Source organism: Chromobacterium subtsugae (genome assembly GCF_035919665.1).
In the GTDB taxonomy this organism is placed as follows: domain Bacteria; phylum Pseudomonadota; class Gammaproteobacteria; order Burkholderiales; family Chromobacteriaceae; genus Chromobacterium; species Chromobacterium subtsugae.
The window spans coordinates 2,233,223-2,257,330 of sequence record NZ_CP142381.1 but is presented as its reverse complement, the minus strand read 5'-3'; the positions used below and the strand labels follow the sequence as shown (position 1 = coordinate 2,257,330).

Annotated in this window: 3 protein-coding genes; all 3 read left to right on the top strand. The window is 73.0% G+C overall.

Going from position 1 to position 24,108, the window contains the following annotated elements; genetic code table 11:
• Positions 1–5: 5 nt before the first annotated feature.
• Complete coding sequence (locus tag U6115_RS10915) at positions 6–10,556, top strand: non-ribosomal peptide synthetase/type I polyketide synthase (RefSeq protein WP_193603928.1); 10,551 nt, start codon at positions 6–8, stop codon at positions 10,554–10,556.
• A complete protein-coding gene (locus tag U6115_RS10910; RefSeq protein WP_043573382.1) occupies positions 10,553–17,605 on the top strand; it encodes a non-ribosomal peptide synthetase in 7,053 nt (2,350 codons plus the stop codon). The genes U6115_RS10915 and U6115_RS10910 overlap by 4 nt, the downstream gene beginning before the upstream one ends.
• A 67-nt stretch (positions 17,606–17,672) precedes the next feature.
• Positions 17,673–24,098 carry a type I polyketide synthase gene (locus U6115_RS10905; protein WP_193603929.1) on the top strand — a complete coding sequence of 2,142 codons (6,426 nt, stop codon included), beginning with the start codon at positions 17,673–17,675 and terminating at the stop codon, positions 24,096–24,098.
• Positions 24,099–24,108 lie beyond the last annotated feature (10 nt).

The window sequence follows — 24,108 nt, the reverse complement described above, 5'->3', positions numbered from 1 at the left end:
ACAGCATGGCTCACGAAGTTTTCCTGTGCGACGCGTCGGCGGCGCAACAACGCTTGTGGCTGGTATGCGGCCTGGAGGGCGAACGCAGCAACTACACCATCGCCGGCGCGCTGCGCCTGTCCGGCCCGATGCGGCCCGAGGCGCTGCAGCAGGCGCTGGACGACTGCCTGGCGCGGCACGAAACCCTGCGCACCGGCTTCGTCGACGTCGACGGCGTGCCGATGCAGGCGATCGAACCCGCCGCCTCGCTGCCGCTGGCGCGCGTCGATCTGGGCGCGCTGCCCAGAGAAGAAGCGCTGCGCCAGGCCATGGACGCCGCCGCCGAGCTGGCGCGCCGCCCCTTCGCGCTGGAAAAGCCGCCGCTGCTGCGCGCGGCGCTGTTCCGCCTGGCCGACGACGACTGGCTGCTGGCGCTGGCCATCCACCACATCGTCTGCGACGGCCCGTCGCTGGGCCTGCTGATGCAGGACCTGGCCCACGCCTACGCCCATCGGCAAGACCCGGCCCAGCCGGCGCTGGCCGAGCTGCCGCTGCAGTTCGCCGACTTCGCCGAATGGCAGCAGGAGCAGCTGGCCAGTCCAGCCAGCGAGGCGCTGCTGGCGGCCTGGGAAGCGCGGCTGGCCGGCGTGCCCGATCTGCAGCCGCCGACCGACTTCCCCCGCCCCGCGCTGCGCGAGGCCAGGGGCGCGCGCCATGAGGCCCATCTGCCCGCCGCCGTCCGCGACGCGATGGCCGCGCTTGCGCGCGAGCTGGAAACCACGCCGTTCGCCGTGCTGCTCGCCGCTTGGGGCATGACCCTGGCCGGCTGGAGCGGCCAGGACGATTTCGCCATCGGCAGCCCGGTCAGCGCGCGCAACGACCCCGCGCTGGCCGAAGTGGTGGGCATGTTCGCCGAAACCTCGGCGCTGCGCTTCAAGCTGGAGGGCGACCCCAGCGTCGACCAGGTTCTGCTCTCCATGCGCGACGTCTGGCGCGATTCGCTGGCCTTCTCCGGCGCGCCTTTCGACCGCCTGGTGCAGCGCCTGCGCCGGCCGCAGGACCGCAGCCGCACGCCGCTGATCCAGACCATGTTCTCGCTGAACCCGCCGGCGCTGCCGCTGGACATGGCCGGCCTGCAAGCCGAAACGCTATCGTTGCCGGACGGCGACGCCAAGGCCGACCTGTCGCTGGAAGTCGACGAAACCGGCGATGGCTACGCGCTGACGCTGGACTACGACGGCGCGCTGTTCCGCGCCGAAACCATCGCCTGGCTGGCCGAGCGTTACGCCGCCCTGCTGGCGCAACTGCCCGCCGCCCGCGCCCAGCCCTTGCGCGCCCTGCTCGCCGCCGCGCCGGCCCAGCGCCTGGCCAGCGACGCCGAGCGCGAACAGCTGGACCGCTTCAACGACACCGCGCTCGCTTTGCCCGGCGCGCCGCTCCTGCATGCCCAGCTGGCCCGCCAGGCCGCGCAAACGCCGGCCGCGCCGGCGCTGTGGCATGACGGCAGGCAAATGGACTTCGCCGAGCTCAACCACCGCGCCAACCGGCTGGCGCATCATCTGCGCGCGCTGGGCGTGATGCCCGACAGCCGCGTGGCGCTGCATTTCGAGCGCGGCTTCGACCAGCTGATCGCGCTGTGGGCGGTGCTGAAGGCCGGCGGCGCCTACGTGCCGCTCGACCCGGTCTACCCGCAAGAGCGGCTGGAATTCATGCTCGCCGACAGCGGCGCGCAGATCGTGCTGACCGAAAGCGAGCTGGCGCCGCGCCTGGCCGGCGCCGCCGCGCGCGTTCTGGCGCTGGATTCGGCCGAGCTCGCCGCCGCGCTGGCGCAGCTGCCGGACAGCGACCCGGACGACGCCGAGATCGGCTTGCGCCCCGACCACCTCGCCTACGTGCTCTACACCTCCGGCTCTACCGGCCGGCCCAAGGGCGTGATGGTGGAACACCGCTCGCTGCTCAATCTGCAGGCGGCCTTGCAGCCGCTGCTGGCCGCGCTGCCGCCGGGCAGCCGCCACAGCCTGAACGCCCCGATATCGTTCGACGCCTCGCTGGAGCCGCTGCTGCAGCTGCTGAGCGGCCACTGCCTGTACATCATCCCCAACGAGCTGCGCGCCGACGCGCCGGCGCTGCTGGCCTTCATCCGCGAACACCGGCTGGACGCGCTGGACTGCACGCCGGCGATCATGGAGCCGCTGCTGGCCGCCGGCTTCGGCGACGGCGGCCACGTGCCGCGCTGCGTGCTGATCGGCGGCGAAGCCATTTCCGAGCACACCTGGAACCGGCTGCGCGCCATCGACGACTGCTTCATCTACAACACCTACGGCCCGACCGAGTGCACGGTGGACTCCACCTACTGCGAATTGCACGAGGCCGGCGACATGCCGCACATCGGCCGGCCGATGGCCAACACCCGCGTCTACCTGCTGGACGAGGCAGGCCGCCTGCTGGCGCCGGGCGAAGTCGGCGAACTCTATATCGCCGGCGATTGCGTGACCCGCGGCTATCTGAACCGGCCCGAGCTGAACGCCGAACGCTTCCTGGCCGACCCCTTCCGCCCGGGCGAGCGCATGTACCGCAGCGGCGACTTGGGCCGCTGGCTGCCCGACGGCTCGCTGCAATATCTGGGCCGCAACGACCTGCAGGTGAAGATCCGCGGCCAGCGGCTGGAGCTGGGCGAGATAGAAGCCCAGCTGTGCCGCTGCGACGGCGTGCGCGACGCGGTGGTGGTCGTGCGCGAGGACACCCCGGGCGACAAGCGCCTGGTGGCTTACCTGGTGCCGGCGGCCGGCGCCGCCCCCACCGCCGCGCAACTGCGCGAAGAGCTGGCGCGCACCTTGGCTGAAGTGATGCTGCCCAGCGCCTTCGTCATCCTGGACGCGCTGCCGATGACGCCCAACGGCAAGGTGGACCGCCGCGCGCTGCCGGCGGTCGGCCAGCAAGACCTGGCGCTGCAAGCCTACGAAGCGCCGCAGGGCGAGATCGAAACCGCCATCGCAGAATTGTGGCAGGAGCTGTTCGCCATCGACCGGGTGGGCCGCCACGACGATTTCTTCGCGCTGGGCGGCCACTCGCTGCTGGCCACCCGCGTCGCCTCGCGGCTGGGCAAGCGCTTCGGCATCCGCCTGCCGATGACCACGCTGTTCGATTCGCCGGCGCTGCGCGCGCTGGCCGCCCGCATCGAAACGGCGCAGGCCTCGCTGCGCGCGCCGGCCGAGACGCCGGCCGCCGCGCCGGTCGACGCCGCAGCCGGCGCGCCGCTGTCGGCTGCGCAAACCGGCATGTGGTTCATTCACCAATTGGCGCCCGCCAACACCGCCTACGTGCTGTCCGGCGCCATCCGCATTGACGGCCCTCTGCAGCCCGAATTGCTGCGGCGCACGCTGGACATCCTGCTGCAGCGCCATGAAATCCTGCGCAGCCGCTTCGACCAGATCGACGGCGAACCGCGCCAGTTTGCCCAGCCGGCCGCGCCGCTGGCCTTGCCGCTGGAAGACCTGAGCCAACTGGACGAGGACGCCCGCCAGCGGACGCTGCGCGCCCGGCTGGAGGCCGAGGCCCGCACGCCGTTCGACCTGACCCAGGCGCCGCTGCTGCGCGCGCGGCTGTTCGCGCTGGCGCCGCAAAGCCACGCGCTCAGCCTGTCGCTGCACCACATCGTCGCCGACGGCTGGTCCATCGGCATCCTGTGGCGCGAGCTGGCGCAGATCTACGCCGCTCTGGCCGCCGGCCGGGCTCCGGACCTGCCCGCCGCGCCCAGCTACGCCGACTACGCCCGCGCCGAGGCCGCCCGCCTGCGCGACGAGCAAAGCCAGGACGATCTCGCTTACTGGCGCCAGGCGCTGGCCGACGTGCCGGCGCTGGAGCTGCCGCTGGACCACGCCCGTCCGCCGCAAACCGACAACGCCGCCGCCGAATACCGCTTCACCCTGCCGGCCGCGCTGCGCGCCCAGATGGACAAGCTGGCGCAACAGGCCGGCGCCAGCCGCTTCATGGTGATGCTGGCGGCGTTCCAGATGCTGCTGGCGCGCTGGAGCGGCCAGCGCGACTTCGCCGTCGGCGTGCCGGTGTCCGGCCGCGACGGCCTCGACGTGCACGACACGGTCGGCTGCTTCGTCAACACGCTGGCGCTGCGCGCCGACCTGTCCGGCGACTGCGGCTTCCTGTCGCTGCTGGAGCGCGTCAAGGCGAGCAGCCTGGCGGCGTTCGCCCACCAGGGCCTGCCGTTCAAGCGCCTGGTGGACGAGCTGCGCCCGGCCCACGACGCCGACCGCACGCCGTTGTTCCAGGTGCTGTTCAACTACCAGCACACCGACCACGGCCGCCACGCGGTGGCAGGCCTGCAAATGGAGACGCTGGCGGTGGACGCCGGCGCCGCCCAGTTCGAACTGGGGCTGTATGTGGAGGACGACGGGACCGACATCGTCGCCAGCCTGGTGTACCGGACCGACCTGTTCGCGCCGCGCCACATCGCCCGCATGGGCGCGGCGCTGCAGATGCTGCTGGAGGCCGGCGCCGACCCGGCGCGCTCGCTGTGGCTCGCGCCCATCGTCAACGACCACGACCGCGAGCTGATGGCGGCCTGGAACCACACCGACGTCGACTTCGGCCCCGCCGTCCACATCGACACCCTGATCGCCGAACAGGCGCGGCGCACCCCGCATGCCTGCGCGGTAGAAGCCGAGGACGGCGCGCTGGACTACGCCGCGCTGATGGCGCGCGCCGACGCGCTGGCCGTCCGCCTGCGCCGGCTGGGCGCCGGCCCCGGCAAGCTGGTGGCGGTGCATCTGCCGCGCGGCCAGGACCTGCCGATGGCGCTGGTCGGCATCCTGCGCAGCGGCGCCGGCTACCTGCCGCTCGACCCCGACCTGCCGCATGAGCGCCTGTCCTACATCGTCGAAGACGCCGCGCCGGTCGCCATCGTCGCCTATCCGGGCAGCACCGGCTGGCTGAGCGCCCCGCTGCCGGAGGTCGTCCCGGTGGACGAGGCCGGGCCTGAAACCGAAGCGCTGCCGGCAATCGCGCGCAGCGTCGACGACCTGGCCTACGTGATCTACACCTCTGGCTCCACCGGCAAGCCCAAGGGCGTGCTGGTGCCGCACGTCGGCGTGGTCAACCGCCTGCTGTGGGGCCAGTCGGCCTTCGGCCTGGCGGCCGGCGACAAGGTGCTGCAGAAAACCAGCGCCAGCTTCGACGTGTCGGTATGGGAATTCTTCTGGCCGCTGGCCAACGGCGCCACGCTGGTGATGGCCCGCCAGGGCGGCCAGCGCGACCACGAATACCTGAGCGCGCTGATCGAGAAAAGCGGCATCACCCACATGCATTTCGTGCCGTCGATGCTGGCCATCTTCCTGGCCGAGGTCGACGCCGCGCGCTGCGCCTCGCTGCGCCAGGTGTTCACCAGCGGCGAAACGCTGCCGCCGCAGTTGCGCGATCGTTTCCACGACTGGACCCGCCACGCCCGGCTGTTCAATATGTACGGCCCCACCGAAACCTGCATCGAGATGACCATGTGGCCGTGCGCGCCGATCGAGCGCGGCCAGCCGCTGCCCATCGGCCGCCCGATCGCCAACAGCCGCGTCCACATCCTCGACGAAAACGGCATGGAGATGCCGGTGGGCGTGCCCGGCGAAATCTGCATCGCCGGCGTCCAGGTGGCGCACGGCTACCTGAACCGGCCTGAACTGAGCGCCGAGCGCTTCCTGCCCGACACGCTGGACCACCGCCCGGGCGGCCTGCTCTACCGCAGCGGCGACATCGGCCGCTGGTGCGACGGCGGCTGGATCGAATACGTCGGCCGCCGCGACAACCAGATCAAGCTGCGCGGCTTCCGCATCGAGCTGGGCGAGATCGAATCGGTGCTGCGCCAGCATCCGGGCGTCAGCGACGCCACCGTGCTGGTGGCCGGCGCCGACGCCGAATCGCAGCGCCTGGTCGCCTTCCTGCTGGCGCCGGACGGCGGCATCGACGTGGCCGCGCTGCGCCGCGAGATCGCCTCCCGCCTGCCGGAAATCATGATCCCGTCAACCATCCTGCCGCTGCCCGGCTTCCCGCTCACCAGCAGCGGCAAGACCGACCGCCGCGCCCTGCTGGCCCAGCTGGCGCAAGCGGCGGCCCCCGCCGCCGGCCATAGCCCGCTGGGCGAGGTGGAGCGCCAGCTGGCGGCGATCTGGTGCGAAGTGCTGGGTCTCGCCTCCATCGACACCCGCGCCAACTTCTTCGAAGCCGGCGGCAATTCGCTGCTGATGATCAAGGTGCATTCGCGGCTGAAGGCCTTGTACCAGCCGGCCCCGGCGCTGGTGGATCTGCTGCGCCACCCGACCATCGCCGCGCTGGCCGCCCACCTGGCCCCCGGCGGCCAGGACCAGGCCGCGCCGCTGGCCGCCGCGCCGCGCCGCGCCGAAGGCGACGACGCCATCGCCATCATCGGCATGGCCGGCCGCTTCCCGGGCGCAGACAGCGTCGAGGCGCTGTGGGACAACCTGCTGGCCGGCCGCAGCGGCGTGCGCGAGATCAGCCGCGAGGAAGCCCTGGCCGACGGCGCCGACCCGGCGCTGCTGGACCATCCCGGCTACGTGCCCTTCTCCGGCGTGCTGGAAGGCATAGACCAGTTCGACGAAAAGCTGTTCGGCTACAGCCCGGCCGACGCCGCGCTGATCGATCCGCAAGGCCGGCTGCTGCTGGAAACCGCCTGGGAGGCGCTGGAAAGCGCCGGCCTCGACCCGGCGCGCGCCGGCGGCCGCATCGGCATGTTCGCCGGCGGCTCGGTCAGCACTTACGCGCTGGGCGCGCTGAAAAACCTCACGCTGGCCGATAGCGAACTGCTGCGCGCGCTGTTCTCCAACGACAAGGACTACCTGGCCAGCCGCGCCGCCTACAAGCTGGGCCTGACCGGCCCGGCCATCGGCGTGCAAACCGCCTGCTCCACCTCGCTGGTGGCGGTATCGCTGGCGATACGCTCGGTGCTGTCCGGCGAATGCGACGCCGCGCTGGCCGGCGGCATCTCGGTGGCCGTGCCGCAACGGGTGGGCTACCTGTACGAGGAAGGCTCCATTCTGTCGCCTGACGGCCGCTGCCGCGCCTTCGACAACGACGCCGCCGGCACCGTGCCCGGCAACGGCGCCGGCCTGGTGGTGCTCAAGCGCCTGTCGCGCGCGCTGGCCGACGGCGACCCGATCCGCGCGGTGATCCGCGGCATCGCCATCAACAACGACGGCGACGACAAGGTGGGCTTCTCCGCGCCGTCCATCGCCGGCCAGGAAAACGTGCTGCGCGCCGCGCTGCAAAACGCCGGCCTCAGCGGCGAGGACATCGGCTACGTCGAAACCCACGGCACCGGCACCCGCCTGGGCGACCAGGTGGAGCTGAGCGCCCTCAACGCCGCGCTGGGCAAGGACGGCGGCGCCTGCCTGATAGGCTCGCTGAAGTCCGGCATCGGCCACCTCGACGCCGCCGCCGGCGTCGCCGGCCTGATCAAGGCGGCGCTGACCGTGGAGCGCGGCGTCATCCCGGCCAGCCTGCACGTCGAACAACCGAACGCGCTGCTGGCCGAAACCGCCAGCCGCTTCCAGGTGGCCACCGCCGCCCAGGACTGGCAGCCGGACGGCCGTCCGCGCCGCGCCGGCGTCAGTTCCTTCGGCATCGGCGGCACCAACGCCCACTGCATCGTCGAGCAGCCGCCGCGCGCCGAGGCGGCGGCGATCCAGACCAGCGCGCAGCTCCTCACGCTGTCCGCCAACGACGGCGCCAGCCTGGTCCGCCTGAGCGAACGGCTGCAAACCGCGCTGTCGCAGCCTGACGCCGATCTGGCCGCCATCGCCTGGACGCTGCAGACCGGCCGCCGCGAACTGCCATGGCGCTTGGCCGTAGCGGCGGATGACGCCGCCTCCGCCGCCGAGGCGCTGGCCGCCGCGACGCCGCCGCGCGACGCCGCCGCCGCGCCGGAGCTGTGGTTCGCCTTCCCCGGCCAGGGCAGCCAGCGCGCGGCGATGGGCGCGGGCCTGTTCGCCGAAGAGCCTCTGTTCCGCCAGACGGTGGAAACCTGCCTCGCGCTGCTGGACCGCGAGCTGGCCGCCACCCTGCGCGCCGCGGTGTTCTCGCCGCAGCCGCCGGCCGACGCCGACGCGCTGCTGGCCCGCACCGACATCGCCCAGCCGGCGCTGTTCATCATGGAATACGCGCTGGCCACGCTGCTGCAGGCCTGGGGCCTGCGCCCCAGCGCGCTGGTCGGCCACAGCCTGGGCGAAATCAGCGCCGCCGCGCTGGCCGGCATGCTGCAACTGGGCGACGCGCTGCGGCTGGTGGCGCTGCGCGGCCGGCTGATGCACGACAGCCCGGCCGGCGGCATGCTGCAGGCGGCGCTGTCCGCCGACGCGCTGCGGGCGATGCTGCCGGCGGAGCTGGCCATCGCCGCCTGCAACGCGCCGGAGCTGACCGTGGTCGCCGGACCGGCAGACGCGGTGGACCGCTTCGCCGACGCGCTGCGCGGACAAGGCATCGACCATCAGCGCCTGGACACCGGCTACGCCTTCCACTCGCCGCTGATGGACCAAGCCGCGGCGGAATTCTCCCGCCAGCTGGACAACCTGCAGACCGCCGCTCCCAGCCAGCCCATCCTCACCAACCTGAGCGGCGGCTGGCTGAGCGCCGAAGACGCGCTGGACGCCGGCCGCTGGGCGCGGCAGATCCGCCAGCCGGTGCTGTTCGCCCAGGCGCTGGAACAGGCGCGGCTGCGCGGCGCGCTGGTGCTGGAGGTCGGCCCTGGCCGCACCTTGGCCGCCTTCGCCCGCCAGGCCGGCGTCGCCGCCGTCGCCGCGCTGCCGCAAGCCGGCGCCGAAAACGGCCGCCGCGCGCTCTTGGCCGCCGTCGGCCAGCTGTGGCAGGCCGGTTGCGCGCCGGACTGGCGCGCGCTGCAGCATGACGCGCCGCCGCGCCGCGTGCCGCTGCCTACCTATCCGTTCAACCGCAAACGCCACTGGCTGGCGCAAAACGCCGCCGCGCCGGTTCAAGGCCGCAGCGGCGCGCACCTGGCGCTGCTGGACTGGCGCTACGCCGAAGCGCCGGAGCTGCGGCCGCTGCGCCGCGCCGCCATCCTCGGCGGCGATGCGGCGCTGGCCGGCGCGCTGGCGGAAAAGCTGCGCGCCCGCGGCGTGGAAGCCCATTGCTGGCGCGAGCTGCCCGCGCAGCGCGACATAGAGCTTCTGGTGGCGCTGACGCCCGATTTCGACGCGCTGGCGCGGCTGGCCGGCCAGCTGGCCAGCCAACCGGCCCGCCTGCTGGTGGTCACCCGCAACGCGCAGCTGGACGACGAAAACGCCGACGCCGACGCCGCGATGACCGCCGCCGCCGCGCTGGCAATCGGCCAGGAGCTGCCCGAACTGTCGCTGCGCCAGGTAGACCTGGCCGGCGGCGATCCGGCGCGGCGGCCGCGCCAATTGGCCGCGCTGGCCGATGAATGCCTGGCCTCCGGTCCCGCGGTGCTGGTGCTGAGCGACGGCCGCCGCCGCGCGCCCAGCCTCTGCCCGCTGGATGTTCCGGCCGCCACTGCGGCTCAGGCGGGCGCCGTCACGCTGATCACCGGCGGCTTCGGCAATGTCGGCATGGCCTTCGCCCGCCGCCTGGCCGGCGCCGGCGCCGCCAAACTCGCGCTGCTGGGCCGGCGCATCCCGGCCGACGACGATCCGCGCCTGCTGGAATTGCGCGCGCTGGGCGCCGAGGTGCTGCCGCTGGCCGGCGACATCGCCGAACCCGGCGTCGCCCGCCAGGCGGTGGAAGCCGCGCTGGCGCGCTTCGGCCGGCTTGACGCGGTCATCCACGCCGCCGGCATCGCCGGCGACGCCGCCCACCGCCCGATCCTGGAAACCGACGCCGCGGAAAGCGCCGCCATCTGGGCCGCCAAGCGCGACGGCAGCCTCCATCTGGCCGAGGCGCTGCAAGGCCTGCCGCTGGACCACGTGCTGCTGTGCTCGTCGCTGTCCACCGTGCTGGGCGGCCTGGGCTTCGCCGCCTACGCCGCCGGCAACCGCTGGCTGGAAGTGTTCGCCGAACGGCAAAGCCGCAGCGGCGACACCCGCTGGCTGGCGCTGGCCTTCGACGGCTGGCGCTTCGACGAGCCGGCCGGCAAGGATGCGGCGCTGAGCGCAGCGCAAGGCGTGGCGCTGGCCGAACAAGCCATCGCCGCCGGACTGAGCGGACGGGTGCTGGCCAGCGCCGGCCAGCTGCAGGAGCGGCTGGCGCGCTGGACCCAGGGCGGCGGCGAAACCGACGCGGCTCCCGCCGCGCCGGTGGACATCGCCGGCTACGCCAATCCCGCCGAGGCCATCGTCGCGCAGACCCTGGCCGAGACCCTGGCCCTGCCCGCCATCGGCCCGGACGACAATTTCTTTGAACTGGGCGGCGACAGCCTGGTCGCCACCCGCGTCATCGCCAAGCTGCGCGGCGCCACCGGACTGCCGCTGTCGGTCGGTCTGGTGCTGCAGGCGCCGACCGTGCGGCTGCTGGCCGCCGCCATCGCCGCGCTGCAAGGCGGTGCCGCAGCCGTCGCCGACGACGCGGAAGAATACGAGGAGGGAGCACTATGAGCGCCGAAGCGATACGCCTGCTGGCCGAACTGAACACCCTGGGCATCAGCGTCTGGGCGGAGCAAGGCCAATTGCGCTTTCGCGCCCCCAAAGGCCGGTTGACCGAACCGCTGAAAGCCGAACTGGCGGCGCGCCGCGACGCCTTGCTGGCGCTGCTGGACAAGGACGCGGCGGCGGAAACCGCCATCGTCCGCCGCGACATGCCGGCCGGCCAGCCGGTGCCGCTGTCGTCGCAGCAGCACTCGGTGTGGATGGCCGAACAAAACGGCGGCGGCCACGCCTTCCTGATTCCCGGCGCCCTCAGCCTGCGCGGCGCGCTGGACGTGGATGCGCTGCGCGCCGCGCTGCAGGCGCTGGTGAACCGCCACGAGGCGCTGCGCTGCGCGATCAGGCTGGTGGACGACGTCCCGATGCAGGTGGCGTTGCCGGACGTGCGCTTCGAGCTGCCGCTGACCGACCTGTCCGCGCAAGACCAGGCCGGCCGCGAAGCCAGCGTTGCGGCGCAGCTGGCCGCCGAAGCCGAGCAGGCCTTCGATCTGGCTACGCCGCCGCTGCTGCGCGCCCGTCTGCTGCGCCTGGCGGCCGACAACCATGTGCTGATCCTGACGCCGCACCACATCATGTCCGACGGCTGGAGCATAGACATCATGGTGCGGGAGCTGAGCCGGCTCTACCGTCCGGGCTCCGCCCCCGCCGACCTGGGCCCGGTTCCGCTCGGCTATCCCGACTTCGCTCTGTGGCAGGACGCGCGCCGCAGCCAGGGCGGCGACCGCGCCGATCTGGACTACTGGCGCCGCGCGCTGGCCGACCTGCCGGCGCCGCTTGAGCTGCCCAGTGACCGCGCGGCTGCGCCCGATGTCGATTTCGCCGGCGCCGAGCTGCACGCCGAACTGCCGGCCGCCACCGCCAACGGCCTGCGCCAGTTGGCCAAGCAGAGCGGCACCACGCTGTTCAGCGCGCTGGCCGCCGCCTTCGCCGCGCTGCTGCACCGCTACACCGGCGAAACCGACCTGACCCTGGGCACCGCCATCGCCGGCCGCAGCCGCGCCGAGCTGCAAGACGTGATCGGCCTGTTCGCCGGCCGCCTGCCGCTGCGGCTGGATCTGGACGGCAATCCCTCCTTCCTGCAGTTGCTGCGGCGCGTGGCCGGCGCCGCAGCCGAAGCCTTCTCCCACGCCGAGGTGCCGGCCGAACGCATCCTGGCCGAAGCCGTGGTGCCCGATGCCCGGCCGGCGCTGTTCCAGGTGATGATCGCGCTGCAGAACGCGGTGAAAAACCGGCTGGACTTCATCGGCCTGGAAGTCCAGCCGCTGCCGATCGCCGGCCATACCGCCAAGTTCGAGCTGTTCCTGGCGGTGGACGAAGCCGACGACCGCCTGGCGCTGGCGCTGGAGTACAGCACCGCCCGCTTCGACCAGCCGGCCATGCGGCAATTGCTGAATCACCTGGTGCGCCTGGCCGCCGCCGCGGTGGCGGCGCCGGAGCTGCCGCTGTCCGAACTGGCCATGCTGGACGCGGACGAGCGCCGGGCTCTGCTGGCCCCGCCGCGCAGTCCTAAGGCCTGGGACGGCGCCGGCGATCTCTGGCGGCGCTTCCTGCAGGCGGCCGACGCCCATCCCGAGCGCCCCGCCCTGACGCTGCCCGCGCAATGGCAGCACGCCGGCCCCGACGCTGTGCTCAGCTACGGCGCGCTGCGCGACCGGGCGCAAGCGTTGGCCGGCAGCCTGCGCCGCGCCGGCGTCCGTCCGGGTGAAATCGTCGCGCTGGCCGGCGATCGCTCCGGCGACTTCATCGTCGGCATGCTGGCCATCCTGGCCGCCGGCGGCGGCTACATGCCGCTGGCGCCCGACCTGCCGCCGTCCCGCGTCCAGGAAATGCTGGAAGATTCCGGCGCGGCGCGCCTGGTGTTCAGCGACGACGCCGGCGCCGCGCTGGCCGGCAGCTTCGCCGCGGCCTTCGACGCCCGCGCCGCCGCGAATGGCGATGATGGCGCCGAACTGCCCGCCATAGACCCCGCCTCGCCCGCCTACGTGATGTTCACCTCTGGCTCCACCGGCCGCCCCAAGGGCGTGGTGGTCAGCCACGCCAACGCGCTGCATTTCGTCGCCAACATGCCGACCACGCCGGGCAGCGGCCGCGAAGTTTTCCTGCAGTTCGCGCCGTCCGGCTTCGACGCGTCGGTGATCGAAATCTGGAGCGCGCTGTTGATCGGCGCCCGGCTGGTGATCGCCCCGCCCGGCCTGCCCAGCCTGGACGCGCTGGCTGAATTGATCGAGAGCCGGGGCGTCAATGTCTGCTGGCTGACCGCCGGCCTGTTCCACCAGATGTGCGAGGCCCATCCGGCGGCGCTGTCGCGGCTGGACTACCTGCTGAGCGGCGGCGACAGGCTGTCGGTGGCCGCGGCGCGCGCGGTGCTGGCGCAAAACGGCCCGGCGCGGGTATACAACGCCTACGGCCCGACCGAAACCACGGTCTTCGCCACCCTCCACCGCATCCTGCCGGCCGATGTCGGCCCCGACGCCCGCTCGGTGCCGCTGGGCGGCGCCCACGGCGACGCCAGGCTCTACATCCTGGACAGCCGGCGCGAGCCGGTGCCGGCCGGCGCCGCCGGCGAGCTGTACATCGGCGGGGCCGGCGTCTCCGCCGGCTACATCAATCGCCCGGACCTCACCGCCGAACGCTTCCTCCCCGATCCGTTCAACGCCGCGCCCGGCGCCCGCATGTACCGCAGCGGCGACCTGGTGCGCCGGCGCGCCGACGGTTTGCTGGAATTCATGGGCCGGGCCGACCGCCAGGTGAAGATCCGCGGCTTCCGCATCGAGCCCGCGGAAATCGAAACGCATCTGCAGGAGCACCCGGCCATCTCGCAAGCGGCGGTGGAGCCGCAAAAGCAAGGCGGCATCCAGCGCCTGGTGGCCTACGTGGTGGCGTCCGCGCCGCTGAGCCTGGACGATATCCGCGATTTCCTGGCCGAACGCCTGCCCGAACACATGATCCCCGGCGCGCTGGTGGCGCTGGACGCGCTGCCGTTGACCCGCAACGGCAAGCTGGACCGCCGCGCGCTGCCGCAGCCTGCCGTGGAAAGCTCGGCCGGCCAGGAGCCGGCCAGCGCCGAAGCGCGCCTGCTGGCGGCGATCTGGCGCGATGTACTGCAGGCGGAGCGCATCGGCCTGGACGACAACTTCTACGAGCTGGGCGGCGACTCCATCATGGCGATGCAGGTGGCGATGCGCCTGACCCGGCAAGAGTGGGAGCTGCGGCCGCAGGACATGCTGCGCCATCCCACCTTGCGCGCGCAAAGCCGCCTGCTGCGCCGCAAGGCGAAAACCCTGGCCCGGCGCGAGTTCTCGCAGCCGCTGCCGCTCACGCCGATCCAGAACTGGTTCTTCCAGCTGCCGCTCGCCAACCGCAACCACTGGAACCAGGCGCTGCGGTTGGCGCTGGAGCCGGCCGCGGCCGAGCGCCTGGAAACCGCGCTGGCCGCGCTGGAGCAAACCCACGACGCGCTGCGCCTGCGCTTCAGCCCCGATGCCGGCGGCTGGCGCCAACTGCCCGCGGCCGCCGCCAGCCCGCGCTTGCGCCGCGAGCGGGTCGCCGACGAGGAACAGGCCGGCGAACGCATCGCCGCCGCCCAGCGCAGCCTGGACATCGAGCATGGCCCGGTATGGACCGCGCTGCTGCTGGAGGGCCTGGGCGACTGGCCGCAGCTGGTGCTGATCGCCCACCACCTAGTGGTGGACGGCGTGTCCTGGCGCATCCTGCTGGAAGACCTGGCGCTGGCGCTGCAAGGCCGCGCGCTGACGCCGCCGGCGCTGGGCCTGTGCGACTGGGCCGCCCACCTGGCGGAACAGCCGGACGCCGAGCCGGCCGCCGCCGAAGCCGCTCCCGCCCTGCCGCCATTGGACCATCCGCAAGGCGGCAATCTGGAATCGCAAACCGCCATCGCCAGCCTGCTGCTGCCGCCGGATGCCGCTACCCAGTTGCTGGGGCCGGCCAACGCGCCCTACCGCACCGAGCCGACCGAGCTGCTGCTGGCCGCCATCATGCTGGGCCTGCGCGACGCCTTCGGCCGCGACGCGCTGACGGTGGCGCTGGAGCGGCACGGCCGCGAGGCGGACGGCATCGACCTGTCCGGCACCGTCGGCTGGTTCACCGCCATCGCCGCGGTGCGGCTGGATCTCGCCGCGGCGCAAACGCCGGGCCAGGCCTTGCTGGCAGTCAAGCAGGCGGCGCGCACCGCGCCGCGCCGGATGCGCAATGGCGACGGCCGCGCGCCGGCGGTGGCGTTCAACTACCTCGGGCGCTTCGACAACACCCTGCCGCCGGGCGGCCCGTTCCGGCCGCTGGACGCCGACAGCGGCGTCTGCACCGATCCCGCCGGCGCGCGTCCCTACGCGCTGGAAATCGTCGCCAGCGTCGACGCCGACGGCCTGCGGGTGGACTTCCGCCACAGCGCCGAACAGTTCGAGCGCGCCACCATCGCCGCCTGGGTGGACGCCGCCCGCGCCAATCTGCTGGCCCTGGCCGCGCTGGCCGACGCCGAAACCGCCGGCGGCCGCGCCCCCTGCGACTTCCCGCTGTCCGGCATAGCCAGCCAGCGCGAGCTGGACGATCTGCTGGCCGAGCACCAGCTGGCGGCGCCGGCGCTGGACGACCTGCTGCCCGTCAGCGCCCAGCAGCGCGGCATGCTGCTGGAAAATCTGGCCCACCCCGGCCGCGGCATGCACGTCGAGCAATTCGTCGCCACCTTCGCCGGCCCGCTGGAGCCGGCGGCGCTGGAAGCGGCGTGGAGCGGCCTGATCGCCCGCCACGAAACGCTGCGCAGCGGCTTCATCTGGCGCCATGACGGCGAGCCGCTGCGCGTGGTGCATCGCCAGGCCGCCGCCGGCTGGCAGCACCTGGACTGGCGCGCCGACGCCGGCGCGGAAGGCCGGATAGGCGACTGGCTGGCGGTCGACGCCGCCGCCGGCTTCGCCGGCAGCGCCGCGCCGCTGCGTTTCGCCACCATGCGCCTGGACGACGAGCGCTGGCTGTTCGTCTGGACCTATCACCACGCGCTGCTGGACGGCTGGAGCGTGGCGCGGCTGCTGGCCGAAGTGCTGGAGCCGGCCAGCGGCAAGGCCGCCCCCACCAGCGCGCGCGACCACGCCCGCTGGCTGGCCAGCCGCGACCGCGAAGCCGCGGCGGCCTTCTGGCGGCGCTACCTGGCCGACGCCGCCACCCCCAGCCTGCCCGGCCGCCGCGATGCCGCACTGGAGCCGGGCGAAGGCTATGCAGACCTGCGCCAGACCCTGGACGCCGCCCGCGCCGAAAAGCTGGAAACCCTGGCGCGCCGCCGCCGCATCACGCCCGCGATGCTGGCCCAGGGCGCCTGGGCGCTGACGCTGGCCTGGGCCTCCGGCCAGGACGACGTGGTGTTCGCCTCCACCGTGTCCGGCCGCCCCACCGAAATAGAAGGCAGCGAGGCCTGGGTAGGCCTGTTCATCAACAGCCTGCCGCTACGGCTGACGGTGCCGGCCGCCGGCGACGCCTGGCGCTGGCTGGAACAGCTGGGCGACAACGCCGCCGAGCGCTCGCAATACGAATGGTGCGCCGGCGGCGACATCCACGCCTGGTCGGGGCTGCCGCTGGGCCGCAGCCTGAGCGACACCCTGATCATTTTCGAAAACTACCCCAACACCCCGCAGCAGCCGGTTGCCGAGGGCGGCGCGCGCCTGGTGTCGGTGGCCGGCCGCGGCGCCCGCACCCACTTCCCGGTCACGCTGCTGATCATGCCGGGCGACGGCTGGCGCTGCGAATTCGTCTGCGACAACCAGTACATCCCGGCCGAGGAAGCGGCCCGCCTGCTGGACGCCTTCATCCGCCTGCTGGCCGCGCTGGCCGACGAAGGCGCCGCGCTGGACGGCGTGCGCGCCGCCCTGCCGCCGCAGCCGCCGCGGCTGTGCCGCCAGCCGGAACGCGTGGTGCAGCCGCCGCGCACCGCGCTGGAGCTGGAGATCGCCAAGCTGTGGGAAGACCTGTTCGCGCTCAGCCCGATAGGCGCGGACGACAACTTCTTCCTGCTGGGCGGCCATTCGCTGCTGGCGCTGGACCTGATGGCGCGGCTGCGCGCCCGCTTCGGCCGCCGCGTGCCGTTCACCGCCTTCCTGGCCGAGCCGACCGTGGCCGGCCTGGCCCGGCTGCTGGCCGGCGACGAGCTGCAAGGCGGCGTCAGCCTGCTGCCGCTGGCCGACCAGGGCCGGCCGCTGTACCTGATGCCGGGCGCCAGCGGCAACCCGCTGGCTTACCTGGAGCTGGCGCAGGCGCTGGAGGGACGCTACGCGCTGATAGGCGCGCAGCCGGACATGGTGGACCGCGGCGCGGCGCTGACGATAGAAGCCGTGGCCGCAGACCTGGCGCAGGCTATCGAACGCCGCCAGCCGCAAGGCCCGGTGCTGCTGGCCGGCCACTCCTTCGGCTCCGCCATCGCCTTTGAAACCGCGCGGCTGCTGGCCCGCCAGGGGCGGACCGTGGGCGCGCTGGTGCTGATCGACACCCCGGTGCCGAACGGCGGCGACGAATTCGCCGGCTTCGGCGAGATCGACTGGATCGTTTCCATCGCCGACGCCGCCGGCAGCTACTTCGGCCAGCCTATCGACCTCGCGCCGGAAGAGCTGGAGCCGCTGCCGTCCGACGCGCGCCGCGCCTTGATGCTGGCGCGCTTCCAGGCAGCCGGCGCCTTGCCCGCCGGCGCGTCGCGGCAGGTGATAGACGATTTGCTGGCCACCTATCAAAACAGCATCGCGGCGTTTTCCGCCTATCGCCCGGCCTATTGGGACGGCGCGCTCAGCGTGATCCGCAGCGAACAGGAACACGGCATCGACGACCCCACCCTGGGCTGGGGCGGACTGTGCCGGGAAATCGGCATCACGGCGGCGGCGCCGGGCGACCACATCTCGATGGTGGCCTCCGCCCACGCGGCGGAGCTGGCCAAGCGGATCGTGCTGTGCGTGGACAGCGCGCTGGAAGCGGGACAGGCGCGAGACAAGGAGGCGGCGGCGACAGTGTGAGCACCTTACATCCAGGCAGCACCCAAACCAAAAACCAGATTTTTCCAATTGCACAAGAGAAATGGACATGGCAAGCAACACTCCGCCCCGCAACCACCACGCCGCGCCGATAGCGGTGATAGGCCTGGCCGCCCTGATGCCCAAGGCCAACAGCCTGAGCGACTACTGGACCAACATCCTCAACGAAACCGACTGCCTGGAGCGGGTTCCGTCTAGCCGCTGGCCGCTGGATGAATATTTCGACGCCGACCCCGCCGCGCCGGACCGCACCTATTCCGACCGCGGCGGCTTCGTGCCCGACCTGGCGTTCGACCCGCTGTTGTTCGGCCTGCCGCCCAATGTCCTCAGTTCCACCGACGCCGCCCAGCTGTACGCGCTGGCGGTGGGACGGCAGGCGCTGCTTGACGCCGGCTACAATCCGGACCCGGCCGGGACCGGCCGCAAGCTGCCCAACAGCCGCTCCGGCATCGTGCTCGGCGTGTCCGGCACCACCATGAAGCTGACGCTGGAAATGGCCAAGCGCAGCGAAATCCCCAAGTGGATAGACACGCTGCGCCAGGCCGGCGTCGACGACCAGCTGATAGACAGCGTGGCGCGCGCGATGCGCAGCCACTACCCCAGTTGGACCGAAGACACCTTCCCCGGCTTTCTCGCCAACGTCGTCGCCGGCCGCGTCGCCAACCGCTTCGGCCTGGGCGCCGCCAGCCATACCGTAGACGCCGCCTGCGCCAGCTCGCTGGCCGCGGTGCGGCTGGCCTGCCAGGAGCTGCGCAGCGGCGCCGCCGACATCATGGTCACCGGCGGGGTGGACACCGACAATTCCAATGTCGCCTTTCTCAGCTTCAGCAAAACTCCGGCGCTGTCCAAAACCGGCAAGGTGCGCTCCTTCGACGCCGACGCCGACGGCACCATGATTTCCGAAGGCGTGGGCATGCTGGTGCTCAAGCGGCTGGAAGACGCCGAGGCCGACGGCGACCGCATCTACGGCGTGATCCGCGGCCTGGGCGCCTCCACCGACGCCGCCGGCGGCGCCATCTACGCGCCGCGCAGCGAAGGCCAGATGCGCGCGCTGCGCGCCGCCTACGCCGACGCCGGCTTCGATCCGCTGTCGGTGGGCCTGATCGAAGCCCACGCCACCGGCACCGTGGTCGGCGACGCGGTGGAGATCGAATCGCTGGAAGCCGTGCTGGGCGAGGCCGCCGCGCCGATCGCGCTGGGCAGCGTCAAGGCCCAGATCGGCCACACCAAGGCGGCCGCCGGCGCGGCCAGCCTGATCAAGACCGTGCTGGCGCTCTATCACAAAGTGATCCCGGCCACGCTGAATGTGCAGGCGCCCAACGCGCGCCTGAAGCAGGACGGCCCCTTCTACCTGCCGCGCCGCGCCCGGCCGTGGCTGGCTCCCGCCAACGGCCCGCGCCGCGCCGGCGTCAGCGTGTTCGGCTTCGGCGGCGCCAATCTGCACGTAGCGGTCGAGGAATACCAGGACAAGCACCCCGCCCCCAGCCACCACGCGGCCGCGCCCATGCTGCTGAGCGCCGACACCCCGGCGGAACTGGCGCGCCGCTGCCGCGAACTGGCCGACCGGCTGCAAGCCGGCGACCACAGCGCGCCGCTGTGGCCGGACGCGCCGCCGCCAGCCGCGGCCGCCCGCGTCGGCCTGTTGGCCCGCTCGCTGGACGCCGCGCCCGAACTGCTGAAGAGCGCCGCCGACATGCTGGACAAGCGGCCCGACCAGGACGCCTGGTCGCTGCCCACCGGCGTCCACTACCGCCGCCAGGCGCTGGCGGGCGAAGTGGTGGCGGTGTTCAGCGGCCAGGGTTCGCAAACCGTGGGCATGGGTTCGCGCCTGCTGATAGACCAGCCGCAAGTCCGGCAATACTTCGAAGCCTTTGACGACGCCGGCCGCGAGCGCGGCTTCACGCCGGTGTCGCAGCTGATCTTCGCGCCCGACACCTTCAGCGCCGAGCGCGCCGACGCCCAGCGCGCCGCGCTCACCCATACCCTGTACGCGCAAACCGCCATCGGCGCTTACAGCATGGCCGCCTACTCGGTGCTGCGCGACGCCGGCCTGCAGCCGAAAATGGCCCTGGGCCACAGCTTCGGCGAACTGAGCGCGCTGTGGGCGGCCGGCGTGTTCGACGACGCCGGCTACCGCGCCGCGGTGCTCTCCCGCGGCGACGCGCTGACCCCGCCGGCCGGCGCCGACGCCGGCGGCATGATCGCCATCCAGGCATCGGCCGAACAGCTGCAGGCGCTGGCCGCGCAATTGCCCGGCCTCCACCTGGCCAACCACAACAGCCCGAAGCAGACCGTCGCCGGCGGCGACGCCGCCGCGCTGGAGCGCGCCATCGCCGAACTGGCGCGCCACGGCATCCAGGCCACCCGCATCGCGGTGGCCGCCGCCTTCCACACCGGCCATGTCGGCTACGCCGCCGCGCCGTGGCAGGCGGCGCTGCGCGACATACCGCTGCAGGCCCCCAAAATGCCGGTGCTGGCCAATCTGAACGCCCAGCCCTACCCGGCTGACAGCGAGGGCATCCGCTCGCTGCTGGCGCAGCAGCCGTTCAACGCGGTGCGCTTCCAGCAGCAGATCGAAGCCGCCTACCAGGCCGGCGGCCGGATCTTCATCGAAATCGGCCCGCGCGCGATCCTCACCCGCATGGTCGACGACATCCTCGGCGACAGGGCGCACATCGCCCTGCCGGTGGCGCACGACCCGGCTGGCGACGACGGCCGGCAAATCCAGGAAGCGATCCTGCGGCTCGCCGTGCTGGGACAGGCGATGCGCCTGGCCTCGCCGGCCCCGCGCAAACCGGCGGCCAGCCCGCTGTCGATACAAGTAGGAGCCCATATCATCCGCACCGCCAATCAGCCGGCCTGGCCGGTAGTCGACAAAACCGCCGCCGCGCCCGCTCCGCAGCCGGCCGCCGCCTCCGAACCCGCCGTCGACAGCGCCCAGCTGCTGGCCCAGGTGCACCAGAGCTTCCTGCAGCAGCAGGCCGAGCTGGCGCGCATCCTGGCCGAACGCCAGCCCGCGCCGGAAGTGCTGGCGGAAATCCGCCGCGCCCAGGACAAGGTGCACGCGCTGCACCAGGCCTTCCTCGACAGCCAGCGCCCGGCCGCCGCCGCGAGCGCGGCTCCTCAGCCGGTCGTCGTCCAAGCAGCCCCCGCCATCGCGCCGCCACAGGCTCCGGCCGCTGCGCCGCTGGCTGCCCAAGCGGCTCCGGTCCCCACCGCCGCGCCGTCGGCCGACATCAGCCAGTTGCTGCTGGCCACCGTCGCCGACAAAACCGGCTACCCGGTGGACATGCTGTCGCTGGACATGCGCCTGGAAGCCGACCTCGGCGTCGACTCCATCAAGCGCGTGGAAATCCTCTCCAGCGTCCGCGACGCATTGGGCGTCTCCGCCGCCTCCGCCAGCGACGAGCTGCGCAGCGCCGCCACCCTGGCGGAAATCGCCGCCCTGCTGAGCGGCTACGCCGGCCAAACCGTCACCGCTCCGGCTCCGGCAATCGCGCCGGTTCAGGCCCAAGCGGTTCAAGCTCCAGCGGCTAGCCCGGCCGCCGCCGCCGCCCCGTCCGCCGACATCAGCCAGTTGCTGCTGGCCACCGTCGCCGACAAAACCGGCTACCCGGTGGACATGCTGTCGCTGGACATGCGCCTGGAAGCCGACCTCGGCGTCGACTCCATCAAGCGCGTGGAAATCCTCTCCAGCGTCCGCGACGCATTGGGCGTCTCCGCCGCCTCCGCCAGCGACGAGCTGCGCAGCGCCGCCACCCTGGCGGAAATCGCCGCCCTGCTGAGCGGCTACGCCGGCCAAACCGTCACCGCTCCGGCTCCGGCAATCGCGCCGGTTCAGGCCCAAGCGGTTCAAGCTCCAGCGGCTAGCCCGGCCGCCGCCGCCGCCCCGTCCGCCGACATCAGCCAGTTGCTGCTGGCCACCGTCGCCGACAAAACCGGCTACCCGGTGGACATGCTGTCGCTGGACATGCGCCTGGAAGCCGACCTCGGCGTCGACTCCATCAAGCGCGTGGAAATCCTCTCCAGCGTCCGCGACGCGCTGGGCGTCGCCTCCGCCTCGGCCAGCGACGAACTGCGCAGCGCCGCTACCCTGGCGGAAATCGCCGCCCTGCTGAGCGGCTACGCCGGCCAAACCGTCACAGCTCCGGCTCCGGCAATCGCGCCGGTTCAGGCTCAAGCGGTTCAAGCTCCAGCGGCTAGCCCGGCCGCCGCCGCCGCCCCGTCCGCCGACATCAGCCAGCTGCTGCTGGCCACCGTCGCCGACAAGACCGGCTACCCGGTGGACATGCTGTCGCTGGACATGCGCCTGGAAGCCGACCTCGGCGTCGACTCCATCAAGCGCGTGGAAATCCTCTCCAGCGTCCGCGACGCGCTGGGCGTCGCCTCCGCTTCGGCCAGCGACGAGCTGCGCAGCGCCGCCACCCTGGCGGAAATCGCCGCCCTGCTGAGCGGCTACGCCGGCCAGGCTGCCGCCGCGCCGGCTGTCGCTCCCGCAGCCGCGCCGATTCAAGCCCAAGCGGTTCAGACTCCGGTGGCGGCCCCGGCTGCGGCTGCCGCGCCGTCCGCCGACATCAGCCAGTTGCTGCTGGCCACCGTCGCCGACAAGACCGGCTACCCGGTGGACATGCTGTCGCTGGACATGCGGCTGGAAGCCGACCTCGGCGTCGACTCCATCAAGCGCGTGGAAATCCTCTCCAGCGTCCGCGACGCGCTGGGCGTCGCCTCCGCCTCGGCCAGCGACGAACTGCGCAGCGCCGCCACCCTGGCGGAAATCGCCGCCCTGCTGGGCAACTACGCCAGCGAAGCCACTGCTCTCGCTCCGGCTCAAGCCCCGGCCGCCGCGACGCAGGCTCCGGCGTCCCCCTGGCAGGCGCTGCCGGTGGTCGCTGTCCCGCTGCCTCCGCCCCAACCGAGCCATGACAGCCCTGCTGGCAAAGTGGTGCTGGTGATCGGCGACGGCGGCGAGCTGGCGGCCGAAACCGTGGACCAACTGGCGCGCGCCGGCTACCGCCCGGTCGCCCTGCACTGGAGCGGCTGGATGCGCGCCGGCGCGGCCGTGCGCCCCGCCAGCCAAGCGCCGGTGGTGGAAGCCGGCCCGCAACAGCTGGCCGACGCGCTGGAAGCGATTGAAACCGCCAACGGCGCGCCCAGCGCCATCGTGCTGCTGCAGGCGCAGGATCAAAGCCAGGCCAGCCGCCAACGCCTGGGCCAAGCCTTGCTAGCCGCCCGCCAACTGCTGCCCTGGCTGAACCAGCGCAGCGCGCTGCTGGCAGTCGCCCGCCTGGACGGCCGCCTGGGCACCGCGGGCGCCACCCACGGCGACCCGGTGTCCGGCGGCCTCGCCGGCCTGGTCAAGACGCTGCGCCATGAAGTGCCGGGCGTGGCCGCCCGCTTCGTCGACCTGGCGCCGCAGCTGCCCCCGGCCCTGGCCGCGCAGCGCCTGCTGCAGGAATTGGCCGACGCCGACGGCGCGCCGGCGGAAACCGGCTGGGACGAACAAGGCCGCTGGACGCTGGACTGCGCCGCGCCCGGCGCCGAAGCCGCCTTCGCCGGCGCCGAGCTGGCGCCGCTGCGCGCCGGCGAGCTGGTGCTGGTCACCGGCGGCGCCCGCGGCGTCACCTCGCACTGCGTGCAGGCGCTGGCGCGCCAGGTGCCGGCCCATTTCGTGCTGATCGGCCGCACCGCGCTGCTGGAGAGCGACCCGGCCTGGGCGGCGGGCGTGGATGACAACGCCGCGCTGAAGAGCAAGGCGCTGCAGCATCTGCGCGCCTCCGGGCAAAACCCGACGCCGCGCCAGCTGGAAGACAGCTGCCGCGCGGTGCAGGCCGCCCGCGAAGTCCGCGCCACGCTGCAAACCCTGGCCGCCTCCGGCGCGCAGGCCACGTATCTGCCGCTGGATCTGGGCGACGTCGACGCCACCCGCGCCGCCATCCGCGAGCTGACCGCCCGCCACGGCCGCGTGGCCGCGCTGGTGCACGGCGCCGGCGCCCTGGCCGACCGCCGCATCGCCGACAAAACCGCCGCCGACATCGAAACCGTGTTCCGGCCCAAGCTGGACGGCTTCCTGACGCTGCTGGAGGCGCTGCGCGACGCGCCGCCCGCCCGCATCGCGCTGTTCTCGTCCACCGCCGGCTATTCCGGCAACTTCGGCCAGTCCGATTACGCGATGGCCAACGAGGCGCTCAGCAAGCTGGCCTTCCACCTGCCGCGCCAGACCGGCGGCCGCGTGGTGTCGCTGGCCTGGGGCCCGTGGGAGGGCGGCATGGTCACCCCGGCGCTGCGCCAGATGTTCGCCGAGCGCGGCGTCGGCCTGCTGCCCATCGCCGACGGCGCCGCGGTGTTCAGCGCCGCGCTGACCGGCAAACGCGCCGGCGGCTTCCAGTTCGTGGTGGGCGATGTGATGCCGGCCGACGACTCGACCACAGATCAACAGGCCGGCCACGGCCGCCGCGCCCCGGCCTACCCGGCTTGAGCGGACGCGA

Excerpts from the sequence above, each read along its gene's own strand:
- U6115_RS10915 (WP_193603928.1), top strand. The coding sequence starts at position 6 with ATGGCTCACGAAGTTTTCCTGTGCGACGCGTCGGCGGCGCAACAACGC.
- U6115_RS10910 (WP_043573382.1), top strand. The coding sequence starts at position 10,553 with ATGAGCGCCGAAGCGATACGCCTGCTGGCCGAACTGAACACCCTGGGC.
- U6115_RS10905 (WP_193603929.1), top strand. The coding sequence starts at position 17,673 with ATGGCAAGCAACACTCCGCCCCGCAACCACCACGCCGCGCCGATAGCG.